At 69.9% G+C, this 14,337-nt stretch carries 10 protein-coding genes; 6 read left to right on the top strand and 4 right to left on the bottom strand.

Annotated features, from left to right (window positions below; translation table 11 throughout):
* Positions 1 to 281: 281 nt before the first annotated feature.
* The 4 genes from OHT01_RS24410 to OHT01_RS24395 all read right to left on the bottom strand — a co-directional run bounded on the left by OHT01_RS24410 (position 282) and on the right by OHT01_RS24395 (position 6,352).
* The gene (locus tag OHT01_RS24410; RefSeq protein ID WP_328555249.1) at positions 282 to 1,712 is read right to left on the bottom strand and encodes an acyltransferase family protein; all 1,431 of its coding nucleotides are present in this window, start codon (positions 1,710 to 1,712) and stop codon (positions 282 to 284) included.
* Positions 1,709 to 3,940, bottom strand: coding sequence for a glycosyltransferase (locus OHT01_RS24405; RefSeq protein WP_443043431.1), 2,232 nt, complete (start codon positions 3,938 to 3,940; stop codon positions 1,709 to 1,711). Before OHT01_RS24405 ends, OHT01_RS24410 begins: the two co-directional genes overlap by 4 nt.
* A 112-nt stretch (positions 3,941 to 4,052) precedes the next feature.
* Positions 4,053 to 5,048 carry a hypothetical protein gene (locus OHT01_RS24400; protein ID WP_328555248.1) on the bottom strand — a complete coding sequence of 332 codons (996 nt, stop codon included), beginning with the start codon at positions 5,046 to 5,048 and terminating at the stop codon, positions 4,053 to 4,055.
* 311 nt (positions 5,049 to 5,359) lie between these two features.
* The gene (locus OHT01_RS24395) at positions 5,360 to 6,352 is read right to left on the bottom strand and encodes a LysR family transcriptional regulator (RefSeq protein WP_328555247.1); all 993 of its coding nucleotides are present in this window, start codon (positions 6,350 to 6,352) and stop codon (positions 5,360 to 5,362) included.
* Between the two features lie 83 nt (positions 6,353 to 6,435).
* Here OHT01_RS24395 and OHT01_RS24390 point away from each other — a divergent pair, with 83 nt between their 5' ends.
* The 6 genes from OHT01_RS24390 to OHT01_RS24365 all read left to right on the top strand — a co-directional run bounded on the left by OHT01_RS24390 (position 6,436) and on the right by OHT01_RS24365 (position 14,310).
* Positions 6,436 to 7,713 (top strand): MFS transporter, encoded by a 1,278-nt coding sequence (locus tag OHT01_RS24390; protein ID WP_328555246.1) that lies wholly within the window; start codon positions 6,436 to 6,438, stop codon positions 7,711 to 7,713.
* A gap of 237 nt (positions 7,714 to 7,950) precedes the next feature.
* Entirely contained in the window at positions 7,951 to 9,246 is a 1,296-nt protein-coding gene (locus OHT01_RS24385) for an extracellular solute-binding protein (protein ID WP_328555245.1), read from the top strand.
* Positions 9,243 to 10,211, top strand: coding sequence for a carbohydrate ABC transporter permease (locus OHT01_RS24380; RefSeq protein ID WP_328555244.1), 969 nt, complete (start codon positions 9,243 to 9,245; stop codon positions 10,209 to 10,211). The genes OHT01_RS24385 and OHT01_RS24380 overlap by 4 nt, the downstream gene beginning before the upstream one ends.
* Complete coding sequence (locus OHT01_RS24375) at positions 10,208 to 11,029, top strand: carbohydrate ABC transporter permease (RefSeq protein ID WP_328555243.1); 822 nt, start codon at positions 10,208 to 10,210, stop codon at positions 11,027 to 11,029. The genes OHT01_RS24380 and OHT01_RS24375 overlap by 4 nt, the downstream gene beginning before the upstream one ends.
* A gap of 12 nt (positions 11,030 to 11,041) precedes the next feature.
* Complete coding sequence (gene yicI, locus OHT01_RS24370) at positions 11,042 to 13,297, top strand: alpha-xylosidase (protein WP_328555242.1); 2,256 nt, start codon at positions 11,042 to 11,044, stop codon at positions 13,295 to 13,297.
* On the top strand, positions 13,297 to 14,310 hold the full coding sequence (locus OHT01_RS24365; RefSeq protein ID WP_328555241.1) for a LacI family DNA-binding transcriptional regulator: 1,014 nt from the start codon (positions 13,297 to 13,299) through the stop codon (positions 14,308 to 14,310). Before yicI ends, OHT01_RS24365 begins: the two co-directional genes overlap by 1 nt.
* Positions 14,311 to 14,337 lie beyond the last annotated feature (27 nt).

Genomic DNA, 14,337 nt, shown 5'->3' with positions numbered 1-14,337 from the left:
AGCAGCGACGCGCTATCGGCGGACCGCGCGACGACACCAGAAAGGATGGCACCAGGCGGGCGACAGGAGTTGGATATAGCGGTTCATAAGGTGGCCAACCGGCCGCCGAGAACCTTCGATTGAGTGACGGGCGGAGCGGACGCGGACGCCCCCGCTGGGATCGGACTCGGACTCGGACTCGGATGCGGACGCCCGGCCCGGATCGGACGCGGGCACCCCGCCCGGAAAGCCCAGGACGGGGACACCCCGCCCCAAGGGTGCCCCCGTCGCTCGCCGCTCTCTCAGTCCTTGCCCCGGCGCCCCCGCCCCGCGCGGCCCTTGGACTTGCGGCCGTTGGAGCCCTTGGAGCCGTTCGGCCAGAGTCGGGGGCTTCGCTTCGCGGCGATGTCCTCGATCCAGCCGAAGGCCATGATGGCCAGGCCGATCAGCGGCCACACGAGGACGAACATCCAGAACGTGTACGACGCGTCGAGGGCCGACACGGCGCTGTCGCCCTGCATGAAGGGGAGGTTGTACGCCTGGTCGATGATCGGGACCGTGGCCATGATGAGCATGTTGTGCCACAGGTAGATCGTGACCGCGCGGTTGTTGGACAGCGTGACCAGCTTGTCCCACTTGGCGAGGCGGCCCGGCAGTTGCTGCCAGGACGGGCTGTACTGGAGCAGGATCACCACGAAACCGAAGGACCACATCGCGTCGGCCAGCGGGATGTCGTTCAAGTCCCAGCCGTCGGGGCCCAGATGACCCGAGGCCCACCACAGGGCGAAGGCCATCACCAGGGCCGAGCCCGAGACGGCGAGGTAGCGCGGGACCTTCGCCAGCATCCCCTCGTGGTGGGCGAAGCCGAGGACCCAGCAGCCGCCGAAGACGGCGAAGTCGGTGATGGCGTTGCCCGTTTCGCCGGGGATGGTGACCAGCCCGGTGCCGACCACCGCCGTCAGGGCGAGGGGAGCCAGCAGGGTCGCCCACGGCACACGGCGGAACGCCCACAGCAGCAGAGGCGACGCGACCACGAACCACAGGTAGGCGCGCAGGTACCAGAGCACGCCCGCGCCCTGGACCGCCCAGTCGCTCTCCAGCAGGCCCGACTCGGAGCCGAGGTGCGCGGGGTACGGAGGCGCACCGACCGGCACGATGTAGGTGAAGACGTCGACCAGGCCCCACGTACCGCCGCCGAGGTCCGGATCCTTCATGGGGTTCCAGCCGCCGGCGAACATCATGGTCAGCGCCACCGCGCTGAAGGCCCACAGCGGGGGCAGCAGTCGCCTCAGCCGTCCCCGGATCACGCTCACCGGGGGCCGGCTCAGCGAGCGTGCCATCAGGGAGCCCGCCAGCGCGAACATCACGCCCATGGACGGGAAGAGGACCGACAGCCATGCCCAGCCGAACAGGTGGTACACGACCACGCGGACCAGGGCTATGGAGCGGAGCAGGTCGAGGTAGCGGTCACGGCCGCTCGGGCGGCGCGGAGCGGACCGCCCCGCGGAATCCGGCGCGGGTGCCGTCTGCTGTGACGTCTGCTGTGACGTCTGCTGTGACGTCTGCGGTGCGGAGGCCGGATCAAGGCGCGGCGCCGCGTCGGGGCCCGCCTCCGGCCGCGGGTGCGGCCAGTCGTCCGACGCTGTTCCCAGGTACGGACGCGGCTGCGGGACAGCCGCCTTCGGGGTGCCCAGCGGCGGAGTCGCCCCCACCGGGTACTCGTGCGTGGTCATCCGACCGGCCTCCGTTCGTTGCCGCTGTGTGCCGCCCTCGGCTGCTGGACCGATCCCGGCGTGCCCACGACGCCCGTGCGGCGCAGCTTCTGCCAGCGCAGCCGGCCGCCGGTGAGGGCGGTGATCCAGGACTGCAGCAGGACGACGTACATCAGCTGCCGGTAGAGGATCTGCTGGAGGGGGAGGGAGATCAGATGGGTCATGCGTTCCTTGTCCAGGCGGAACGCGTAGGCCGCGCACACCACTTGGATGGCGAGGACGCCGAGCCAAGCGATGATCGTCTTCTGGGTCGGGCCGAAGACGACGCCGTACAGCAGGAAGACGTCGATCAGGGGCGCGAGGAGCGGGGCCAGGACCATGAAGAGGGACACGAGCGGCAGGCCGACCCGCCCGAAGCGGCCCGACGGGCCCCGTTCGACCAGGGCTCCGCGGTGCTTCCAGATCGCCTGCATGGTGCCGTACGACCAGCGGTAGCGCTGGGACCAGAGCTGCTGTACGGACTCCGGGGCCTCCGTCCAGGCCCGCGCCTTCTCGGCGTAGACGACGCGCCAGCCGTCACGGTGGAGCGCCATCGTGATGTCGGTGTCCTCGGCGAGCGTGTCGTCGCTCATGCCGCCGACGCGCTCCAGGGCCGAGCGGCGGAAGGCTCCCACCGCGCCCGGGATCGTCGGCATGCAGCGCAGGATGTCGTACATCCGGCGGTCCAGGTTGAAGCCCATCACGTACTCGATGTGCTGCCAGGCGCCGATCATGGTGTCGCGGTTGCCGACCTTGGCGTTGCCCGCGACCGCGCCGACCTGCCGGTCGGCGAAGGGCTGGACGAGTTCACGGACGGTCGCGGGTTCGAAGACGGTGTCGCCGTCCATCATCACGATGATGTCGTGACTGGCGTTCGCCAGGCCTCTGTTGAGGGCTGCGGGCTTGCCGGCGTTCTGCTGGCGCACGACGCGTACGTTCGGCAGGTCCAGGTCCTCGACGATGCGCGCGGTGTCGTCGCTCGATCCGTCGTCGATGACGATGATCTCGATGGGGTGTTCGCTCGCCATGAGGGAGTTGACGGTGTTCACGATGCACTTGGCCTCGTTGTACGCCGGGACGAGCACCGACACCGGTTCGGTGATCGGTGCCCGGCCCCAGCGGAATCCCTTGCGGCGAACCCGGCGGGCGTGCGCGGCGGAGAGCAGGAGCATCAGGCCGAAGCGGGTGAAGACCAGCACGCCGACGATCGCGATGCAGACGACCAGGACGTCGGTGGTCTTCTCCGCGGCCTGGACGAGGAAGATCCAGACCTTGCCCTTCCACAGGTCGAGGCCGGTGACCGGGGTGAGCGCGCTCGGCGCGTTGAGCGCGTGGGTGAGGTTCTCGAAGTCGTAGCCCTTGGCCTGGAGTTCGGGGATGAACTTGTCCAGCGCCTGCACGGTCTGGTGGCGGTCGCCGCCCGAGTCGTGCATCAGGACGATGGCACCCTTGCCGCCCTTGGGCGTGGCCCGGCGGATGATCTCGTCGACGCCCGGCTTCTGCCAGTCCTCGCTGTCGGTGTTGTTGACGACGGTGATGTAGCCGCGGGTGCCGACGTACTGCGTCACCGGCCAGGACTTGTTGTCCATGGCGTCGGCGAACGAGGAGTACGGGGGGCGGAAGAGGGAGGTGCGGATGCCCGCCGCGCCCTCCAGCGCCAACTGGCTCTGGGACAGCTCCCAGTCGATACGGCTCTTGGACTGGTACGACAGGTCGGGGTGGTTGAAGGTGTGCACGCCGACCTCGTGGCCCTCCCTCACCATGCGCGCGACGAGGTCCGGATAGCGCGAGGCCATGGTCCCGGTGACGAAGAAGACCGCGTGGGCGTGGTGCGCCTTGAGGACGTCCAGGACCTTGGGGGTCCAGGTGGGGTCCGGGCCGTCGTCGAAGGTGAGGACGAGTCGGTGGTCCGGAAGGCTCAGGCTGGTCGTGCGGCCGCTGCGGGTGTCGATGACCGGGCCGCCGTCGAGGATCTTCTCCGGCACCTTGCCGGTTGCCGCCTCGGGCTGGATGCGGTGGTCGGCGAGGATCTCGCTGTGCACGTAACCACGCAGCATCAGCATCGCCATCATGGCGAGCAGGATCGTCGTGGGGAGCAGGAAGCGCATCGGCAGGCGCCGGCGCCGGGCGTTGCGGTCGCGCTTCGGGGTGGTACCGGGGTCACGGCCCGGCGCGCCGGGCGCCGGACCATGACGGCTGGTGCGGGACATCAGAAGAGGTTCTCCGGGGACGAGAGGGAGAGGGAGTACGGGGAACCGAAGTGGTTCGGCTGCCTGGACTTCCCATGGTTCTGCCCGGCGGGTACGCGCCGGAGAGGGCCGCTCACGGGGTGCCTTCCCCCGCTCCGGTGGAGCCTCCGCCTGCTGTGGATTCGGTGGGAGCGGGTGTGCTCGGAGTGGTCGCCGGGGCGGACGGAGTGGGCGGGCCGTCCGTCGAAGGGGACGGGTCGGGGTCCGGGTCCTTGGTGGTGACGGCACCGGGCTTCGGCTTCTTGGTCGCCGACTTGCTGGGCTTGGGGTCGCTCGACGCGCTCGGGGCGGTGGCCTTGGCCGAGGTGCCGGGTGAGGTGGTCGTGCCGGGTGAGGGCGTCGTGCCGTCGGTGGCCGCCGGCGGCACGCCGGGCACGACGGCGTTGCCCCTGCCGGCCGGGTTCACCGACTTGGTGGGCAGCGGCGAGGTGTCGACCCGGCCCGCGGGCTGGTCCTCCTCCTGACCGGGCACCGGGAGCCAGGGCGCGTTCGAGTTGCCCGACAGAAGGGTGGCGACGATCACGACGGCGTAGACCGCGCAGGCCACGGCGACGAGCATGCCGAGCCGGCGGAAGCGGCGGCTGCGGCGGCCGGACGCGTCGACGAAGACGGGTCCGTCCGAGGTCTCCGGACTCGCCGAAGTCACCGGGGTCACCATGGTGTTCGTGCCGTCCTTGGCCTGTTGGACCAGCAGGTCGTCCAATTCGCGGCTCGTGCCGTCGAGTTGGATCGTGATTTCGTGCGGGCCCGGGTCGTTCGCCGGATCGGCGAGCAGGTCGGTCGCCGGACCGTCGCTGAAGAAGGGACGTGTCCCCGTGGTACGGGCGGCCGCTGGTCCGGCCTTCGCCGAGCGCTCGGCGCTCAGCCACGCGCCGGACTCACGCTCGGACGCCGATCCCGCTTCGGACCAACGGCCGGCGAAGGCATCGGACGCGCGACCGGTTAACAGGTCGGGCTCCGAGGCGTGACCGACGAGCAGTTCGGTCTCCGGCTCCGGGATTCGCTCGGAACGTCCGCCGACTGCTCGATCGGCGCGTTCCCCACGCTCAGGACTGATGCCAACTCCCATATTCGGCCACGAAGTTGCTCTGCCGGCCTCCGGCCAGGCGGTCAACTTCTCGGCATCTCGCCCGGGTGACGGATCGGCGGGGCGTCCGTCTTGCTGATCGACATCGCGTCCAGCCGGTTGGGCGTCTTTCCGCCAGTTCTCTACGCGCACGTGCATCCCCCCACGGGACTGCTCACGGGTGCGCGACGACTCCGGGCAAATAGTCTCTATGTCGTCCGGACCGGGCCCCCACCCGGTCTGAGCGCCCCCCAATATCACACCGCGCCCGGACGAAGAATGTAGCGCATGGGTGGGACTCGTGTGGTTACGTCTCATGTACCCCCGGTGAGAATGTGGGTGTCGGTGGCTGGAATCCACCCGTCCTGGGGGGTCAAGAGCCAGTTCTCTTCGCTCGCAAGTTCGGTTGCAGCTCGTACGAGCGCACTAATCCCCGGATGAACAAGTCCCTTGCGCCACACGAGTGACACCGGTGACAGCGGAACAGGGTCGATCAGGGGCCGCGCCACCGTTCCCGGCATGGCCGGAAACTCAGCCACCGCGAGCACCGGAGTCCGCGTCTTCATCATGATCCGCTGGAATTCCTCGGCTCCGACAGCCACCGGTGCGGGTGACGCGAGTTGGATCCCTCGTCCCTCGAAGAGGTGATGTGCCAGGTCGGTCCACTCCAGCGTCCGGGGGTTTCCCGCTCCCGCGTACACGGTCTCGCCCGCGAGCGCGGCCAGCGGCACCGCGTCCAGCGCGGCGAGCCGATGGTCCTCGGGCAGGACTACGGCCATCGGTTCGTAGCGCACGATCCGTTGCTCCAGCCGCACCCGCACGGTCGGGTCTAGTCCCGCGAACCTGCCGAACGAGGCGTCGAGCCGGCCGGCGAGCAACTCCGCCACGGCGCCCGTGAGTCCGCTTTCGTAGCGAGCCATCAGTTCGCTGCCGGGGGCGAGTTCGCGGGCCCGGTCGAGGATGCGGCTGGAGACCAGGCCTGGGGAATTGACGTCGACGAGCAGCGGCCTCTCCTCGCCGCCGCGTCGCACGAAGGCGTCCAGCAGCGCGTCGTGCGCCTCCAGTACGCGGCGCGCGTACGGCAGCAGCCGCTCGGCGTCGAGCGTCGGCGTCACCAGCCGCGTCGTCCGGACGAACAGCTCCGTCCCGAGTTCACGCTCCAGCCGCCGGATGTCACGGCTCAGGGACTGCTGGGCGACATACATCCGGGCGGCGGCACGGGTGAAGTGCAACTCCTCGGCGACGGCGACGAACGCGCGCAGCAACCGGGGGTCCAGGTGTCCGGGAAAGGGGGGTTGACCAGGCATCACGCGAACCTACAACCCAGGTGCGTCAATCGCGAAGGAGTAAGTGTTGGACCGTTCCCGGGGTGCCGGGCGACTGTTCGGTCATGTCGCCGTTCACCCCGTACCGCCGCCTCTTCGCGCTTCCCGGCACCCGTGCCTTCACCCTCGGCAACCTCGTCGCGCGGCTGCCCATGGGGATGTTCAGCGTCAGCGCGGTCATCATGATCGCGAGTTCGCGGGGCTCGTACGCGCTCGCCGGCGCCGTCACCGCGACCGGTCTCGTGGCGACGGCGGCGGTCGCTCCCTGGACGGCGCGGCTCGTCGACCGGCACGGGCAGGCCCGGGTGGCCGTGCCCGCCACGGCCTTCGCGCTGCTCGGCGGGATCGGGCTGGTGGTGTGCGTGCGCCTCGGCGCTCCCGACTGGACGCTGTTCGCCGCGTACGCGGCCACCGCGACGACCCCCAACACGGGCGGGATGTCCCGCGCCCGCTGGGCCCACCTCCTCCAGGGGGACGCGGCCGCGCTGCACACCGCGAACTCCCTCGAACAGGCCGCGGACGAGCTGTGCTTCATGCTGGGCCCGGTGCTCGCGGCCTTCCTGTGCGGGACGTTCTCCCCCGAGGCGGGCATGCTCGTGGGGTCCGCGCTGCTGATGACGGGTGTCCTGCTGTTCGCCGCGCAGCGTTCGACCCAGCCGCCGCCCCGGCCGCGTACGACCTCCGCCTCGCCCGCGCTGGCGCCCGGAATGCCTCCGCTGCTCCTCTCCTTCCTCGCCACCGGTGTGGTCTTCGGGGCGATGGAGGTGGCGACGATCGCGTTCGCGGACCAGCAGGGACACCGGTCCGCCGCGGGCGCGGTACTCGCCCTCCAGGCGGCGGGGTCGTGCGTGGCGGGCCTGGCGTACGGCGCCGCGAAACGAGGCGCGCCCGAGCGGTCGGACCCGCCCGGAGCGGACGGGTTCTCCGCGCGCCGGTATCCGCTGTGCGTGGGGGCCATGGCGGTCCTGTTGACGCTGCCCCTCCTCGCCGTCCGGATCACCGGTTCACTGCCGGTGCTGGCGGGTGCGCTGCTCGTGGCCGGGATGGCGACCGCGCCCACCATGGTCACCGGCATGACGCTGGTCCAGCGGCGCACGCCCGAGGGGCGGCTGAACGAGGGCATGACCCTCGCGGTGACCGGCCTGCTGGGCGGGATAGCCGGCGGTTCGGCGGCCGGCGGATGGGTGGTGGAGCACCTGTCACCCGCCGACGGCTACACGGTGCCGGTCGCGGCGGCGACCGTCGCGTTCGTGATCGCCGCGTCGGCCGCGCGGGCCCGGCCGGTCCGGCACCCGGCACACCCCGGTGAACTCCGGTCGGCGAACACCCCCGTGGCCCCGTAGACCGACCGGGCGGGCGCTCCCCTCCGCCCGGCACCACCGCCGCCCCGGCCGCCCCACCCCACCGGCACCACCGTCCGACCCGTCGAACCCGTGCCCCAATTCCGGCGCACCCCATTGACGGGTCCACGGACCCCACATACCTTCCCCCGTCGAAGCGCTTCGACGGCATGCATCGAATCGGTTCGACGATCGATGTGTGACGACCCGTTACCCATCCAACTCCTCTGGAGGCAGTGGATGTTGACCAAACGAAGGCGTGCGGCGGCGGCAGTGGCGGTGGCCTTGGCGGGTGCCCTGCTGGCGACGTCCTGCGGCGGCTCGGACAGTGGCTCCTCCGATGGCAAGACGCTGAAACTGTGGCACTACGAAGGGCCGGACAGCGCGATGGGGGTGGCCTGGAAGGAGGCCATCAAGGAATTCGAAGCGCAACACCCGGGCGTGAAGGTGAAGTTCGAGGAGAAGGGCTTCGAGCAGATCCAGAAGACCGCGCCCATGGTCCTCAACTCGAACGACGCCCCCGACATCATGGAGTACAACAAGGGCAACGCGACCGCCGGACTCCTGTCGAAGCAGGGGCTCCTCACCGATCTCAGCGCCGAAGCGGCCAAGCGCGGCTGGGACAAGAAGATCAGCGGCGGGGTGCGGACCATCAGCCAGTACGACACGGGCGGGGTCATGGGCTCCGGCAAGTGGTACGGCGTACCCGACTACGCCGAGTACACGATGGTGTTCTACAACAAGGACCTCTTCAAGAAGTACGGCATCGCCCAGCCCACCACGCTCGCCGAACTCACCTCCGCGATGGACAAGTTCGTCGCGAAGGGCATCACCCCGCTCGCCAACGCGGGTGCCGAGTACATGGCCCAGCAGTACCTCTACCAACTCGCCCTGTCCAAGGCCGACCGGTCCTGGGTCGACAGCTACGAGCTGTACAAGGGCAGGACGGACTTCCACGACGCGGCCTGGACGTACGCCGCGACCACGTTCGCCGACTGGGTGAAGAAGGGCTACATCGGCAAGAAGTCCAGCGGGCTCAAGGCCGAGGACGCGGGCGTCTCGTTCATCCAGGGCAAGAGCCCGATCCTGTTCTCCGGCAGCTGGTGGTACGGCCGCTTCAAGACGGAGAACAAGTTCGACTGGGGCACCTTCCTGTGGCCCGACAGCAACCTCACCCTCGGTTCGGGCGGCAACATCTGGGTCGTCCCCAAGGGCGCGAAGAACAAGGACCTCGCCTACGACTTCATCGACATCACGCTGTCGAAGAAGATCCAGAACCTGCTGGGCAACAAGGGCGGCGTCCCGGTGGCCGCCGATCCCGCCGCCATCACCGACCCGCAGGCCAAGACCCTGATCGGCGACTTCAACACCCTCTCCGGGAAGGACGGTCTCGCCTTCTACCCGGACTGGCCCGTCGCCGGCTTCTACGACGTCCTCGTCTCCGAGACCCAGAAGCTGATCACCGGGAGCGAGAGTCCGGACGCCTACCTGTCCGCGCTGCAGAAGGCGTACGACCAGGGCGTACCGAAGACATGACGGTCACCGTCGAGCGGGGCGGCCGGGTCGCCCGCGGCCACCACGGCGCCGCGACGCGCCCGCGCCGTCCCCGCACCTCCTACGCCCTGTTCCTGTTGCCCGGGTTCGCCGCCTTCCTCGTGGTCGTCGTCGTCCCCTTCCTGATGAACACCGGTGTGAGCTTCACCGACTGGCAGGGGATCGGCAGTCCCACCTGGTCCGGCCTCGCCAACTACCGCGCGCTGATGGACGATTCCGAGTTCTGGGCGTCCTTCCGGCACAGCCTGTTCATGGTCCTCGCGATGGCCGTCGTACCGACCGCCCTCGGACTGGTCCTGGCCGCCGCCCTGTTCGACTTCGTCGCCAAGCACTTCGGGACGCGGACGGCGGCCGTGCTCCGCGCCTGCTTCTATCTGCCCCAGGTCCTGCCGATCGCCGTCGCCGGCATCGTCTGGAGCTGGATCCTCGCGCCCGACAACGGCTCGCTGAACGAACTGCTGAAGGCCGTAGGCCTCGGCTCCTGGCAGCAGGACTGGCTGGGCGACCCCGATCTCGCGCTCTACAGCGTCATGGGCGTGATGGTGTGGGTGCAGCTCGGCTTCCCGCTCGTCGTCTTCATGGCGGGGCTGCAACGGGTGGACCCGCAGCTCTACGAGGCCGCCGAGCTGGACGGAGCGGGCTGGTGGCGGCGGTTCTGGCACATCACGCTCCCGCAGATCCGACCGGAGATCTCGGTCGTCCTCCTGTGGTGCACGATCGCCGCGCTGAAGGTGTTCGGGGCGGTGTACGTCCTGACGAAGGGCGGTCCGGGCGGCGCGACCGACGTGCCGTCGTACTTCTCCTTCACGACCTTCTTCGAGAAGACCCAGGTCGGCTACGGCGCCGCGATCTCCACCGTCCTGACCGTGATCATCCTGGTCCTGGCAGTGATCGGGCTGAGGTTCCAGACCCGCGCCGAGGACGCCGAGGAAGGGGTCCGCGCATGACAGCCCTCCGTCGCTACCCGGTTCTCGTGGCCCTCGTCATCGGCGCCCTGTTCATGGTGCTGCCCTTCGCCGTCGTCGCGGTCAACGCGGTCAAGTCGCCCGCCGAGTACTCCGCGCACGGACCGCTCAGCCTCCCGCACGGCCTCTATCTCAACGGCATCGAGGACTTCTGGCAGCGCGTCGACTTCGGGCAAAAGCTCCTCAACTCGGTGCTGATCTCCGGCTCGGTGGCGGTCGGGGCCGCCGTCCTGTCGGTCCTGAACGCGTACGCGATCGGCATCGGCCGGATCAGGGGCCGCACCTGGGTGCTCGCCTTCTTCGTCCTCGCCAACACGCTGCCGCAGGAGGCACTGGTCTACCCGGTCTACTACCTGAGCAAGCAGGCCGGCCTCTACGACACCAGACTCAGCGTGATCATCGTGTTCACGGTGATCCAGGCGGCGTTCGGCACCTATCTCCTCTCCGCCGTCCTCGGGCGGTTCCCGCGCGAGATCATCGAGGCGGCGCGGATCGACGGGGCGAACCAGTGGCAGGTGCTGTGGCGGATCGTCGTCCCGGTCAGCCGCCCCACGATCGGCGTGCTCCTCGTCTTCTTCTTCATCTGGACGTGGAACGAGTTCCTGCTGCCGCTGGTCATGCTGATCTCCAACGACAACCAGACGGTGTCGGTGGCCCTCGGTGTCCTCCAGGGCCAGCGTCTGATGGACGCCACGATGACGAACGCCGCCGCCCTGCTCGGTGTGCTGCCCGCCATCGTCTTCTTCCTGCTCTTCCAGCGGACCCTGACCCGCGGTATCGCCGTCGGCGCAGTCAAGTAGAGGGGGACGACAGTGAAGTTCACGGACGGCTACTGGCTGCTGCGCGAGGGTGTCACCGCGGCCCATCCGGTCGAGGTCCTCGACGTGACCTCGGGCCCCGGCGGCCTGGAGATCCACGCGCCGACGCAGCCCATCCGGCACCGCGGCGACCTGCTGAAGGGACCGGTCGTGACGATCAGCGCCCATGCGCCGATGCCCGACGTCATCGGCGTCACGTTCACCCACTTCCAGGGCGAGGAGCCGCGGGGGCCCCGGTTCGAGGTGCGGGGAACCGGGTTCACACCGCACGTGGAGTACGACGACGACCACGCGACCCTGACCTCGGGCGCCCTGTCCGTCCGGGTCGCCCGCACCACCCCCTGGCACGTCGACTTCCTCGCGCACGGCCGGGTCCTCACCAGCAGCGGCCCCAAGGGCATGGGCATCGTGCGGGACGCGGACGGCGCCCACTACCTGCGCGAGCAGCTGAACCTCGGCGTCGGCACCCAGGTCTTCGGCCTCGGCGAGCGGTTCGGGCCGCTCGTCAAGAACGGCCAGGTCGTGGACATGTGGAACGCGGACGGCGGCACCGCCACCGAACAGGCCTACAAGAACGTGCCGTTCTATCTGACGGACGCGGGCTACGGCGTCTTCGTCGACCACCCGGGCCGGGTCTCCTTCGAGGTCGGCTCGGAGGCGGTCTCCCGGGTCCAGTTCAGCGCCGAGACGCAGCAGTTGACGTACTACGTCATCCACGGCCCGACCCCGAAGGACATCCTGCGCACGTACACGGCGCTCACCGGACGTCCGGCCCTGCCGCCCGCGTGGTCCTTCGGCCTGTGGCTGTCGACGTCCTTCACCACCTCCTACGACGAGGACACCGTCACCTCCTTCATCGACGGCATGCGGGACCGTGAACTCCCGCTGTCCGTCTTCCACTTCGACTGCTTCTGGATGCGCGAGTTCAACTGGTGCGACTTCCGGTGGGATCCGCGGGTGTTCCCCGACCCCGAGGGGATGCTGGCCCGGCTGAAGGACAAGGGACTGCGGATCTGCGTCTGGATCAACCCGTACATCGCGCAGCGCTCACCGCTGTTCGCGGAGGGACGGGCCCTCGGGCATCTGCTCAGGCGGCCCGACGGAAGTGTCTGGCAGTGGGACCTCTGGCAGCCGGGCATGGCGCTGGTCGACTTCACCAGCGCGGACGCCCGGGACTGGTACGCGTCGAAGCTGGAGGCACTGCTCGAACAGGGCGTCGACTGTTTCAAGACCGACTTCGGCGAACGGGTCCCGGTGGACGTGGCCTACTCCGACGGCGCCGACCCGGAGCGGATGCACAACTACTACACGTACCTCTACAACCAGACCGTGTTCGATGTGCTGCGCAAACACCGGGGGGAACACGAGGCCGTCGTCTTCGCCCGCTCGGCGACGGCCGGCAGCCAGCAGTTCCCGGTGCACTGGGGCGGCGACTGCGAGGCGACGTACGCGTCGATGGCCGAGTCGCTGCGCGGCGGGCTCAGCCTCGGCATGTCGGGGTTCGGATTCTGGAGCCATGACATCGGCGGCTTCGAGGGGACACCGACGCCGGCGCTGTTCAAGCGGTGGATCGCCTTCGGACTGCTGTCCTCGCACAGCAGGCTGCACGGCTCGTCCTCGTACCGCGTGCCCTGGCTGTTCGACGAGGAGGCCGTGGACGTCCTGCGGCTGTTCACCCGGCTGAAGCTCCGCCTCATGCCGTACCTGTACGAGGCCGCCCGCACCGCCCACACGGAGGGGGTGCCGATGATGCGGGCGATGGTCCTGGAGTTCCCGGACGATCCGGGGTGCGCGCATCTGGAGCGTCAGTACATGCTCGGCCCGGATCTGCTGGTCGCGCCCGTGTTCAGCGACGAGGGGGACGTCTCCTACTACGTGCCCGAGGGCGCCTGGACCCCCTATCTCGGCGGGCCGCCGGTGACGGGACCGCGCTGGGTGCGCGAGCGGCACGGCTTCAGAAGCGTGCCGCTGCTCGTGCGGCCGGGCGCGGTGATCGCGGTGGGGGCGGTGGACGACCGCCCCGACTACGACCACGCCGACGGGGTCACCCTGCGCGCGTACGGCCTGAAGCGGGGCGCCCGGGTGACGGTGCCGGTCGGCGGTGTCACCTTCACCGTCGTACGCGAGGGGGACACCCTGCGCGCGTCCTGCGGCGATCCCCGCGCGCCGTGGGGGATGGCCGCGGACGGCCGCGAGGTACGGGCCCGTGCCGGGACGGGCTTCCTCTCCCTGGAACTGGGGTCCGAGTGATGGTCAAGATCACCGATGTGGCCCGGCACGCCGGGGTCTCCCCCAGTACCGTCTCCTACGCGCTGAGCGGCAAGCGGCCGATCTCCGAGGAGACCCGGCAGCGCGTCGCGGAGAGCATCCGCCGCCTCGGCTACCGCCCGCACGCCGGGGCCAGGGCTCTCGCGAGCAGCCGGTCGAACGTCCTCGCCCTGGTCGTCCCGCTGCGGGCGGGCATCCATGTGCCGGTGGTGATGCAGTTCGCGGTGTCGGTGGTGACGGCGGCCCGGCTGCACGACCACGACGTCCTGCTGCTCACCCAGGAGGAGGGCGAGGACGGTCTGCGCCGGGTCGCGGACACCGCGCTGGTGGACGCGCTGATCGTGATGGACGTCCAGCTCCACGATCCCCGGCTGCCGTTGCTGCGGGCGCTGGAACGGCCGTCGGTACTCATCGGCTTCCCGGCCGCCGCCGACGGGCTCACCTGCATCGACCTGGACTTCAAGGCGGCCGGTGAGCTGTGCGTGGAGCGGCTCGCGGGACTCGGGCACCGGGTCGTCGCGCTCGTCGGGTCACCGCCGGAGGTGTACGTGCGGGGCACGGCGTTCGCGCAGCGGGTGGTGCAGGGGTTCACGGCCGCCGCCGACCGGAACGGGCTCGCCTCGTCCGTCCACCCCTGCGAGGCATCGCCGGCCGCCGCCCGCCGGGTCGCCGAGCAACTGCTGCGCGAACAGCCCGCGTTGACCGGGGTCGTGGTCCACAACGAGCCGGTCCTGGAGCCGTTGATCGACGCCTTCGAACAGCTCGGCCTGCGGGTCCCGGCCGATCTGTCCGTCACCGCCATCTGCCCGGACGAACTCGCCGGGAGCCTGCGTGTCCCGGTGACGTCCATCGCCATCCCCTCGGCGGAAGTCGGGGCGCGGGCGGTGGAGTTGCTGATGAACCGGCTGAACGGCAAGCCCGCGTCCGAGGCGACCCTGCTGACTCCCCGGATGACGGAACGCGCGAGTACGGCGCCGCGCACGCTGAACGCGTGAGGCGCCATGGCACTCCGGGCATGACAC

The organism is Streptomyces sp. NBC_00358 (assembly GCF_036099295.1).
Lineage (GTDB): Bacteria > Actinomycetota > Actinomycetes > Streptomycetales > Streptomycetaceae > Streptomyces.
Note: the sequence above shows the minus strand (reverse complement) of the source record. Positions and strands in the feature narration are given on the sequence as shown.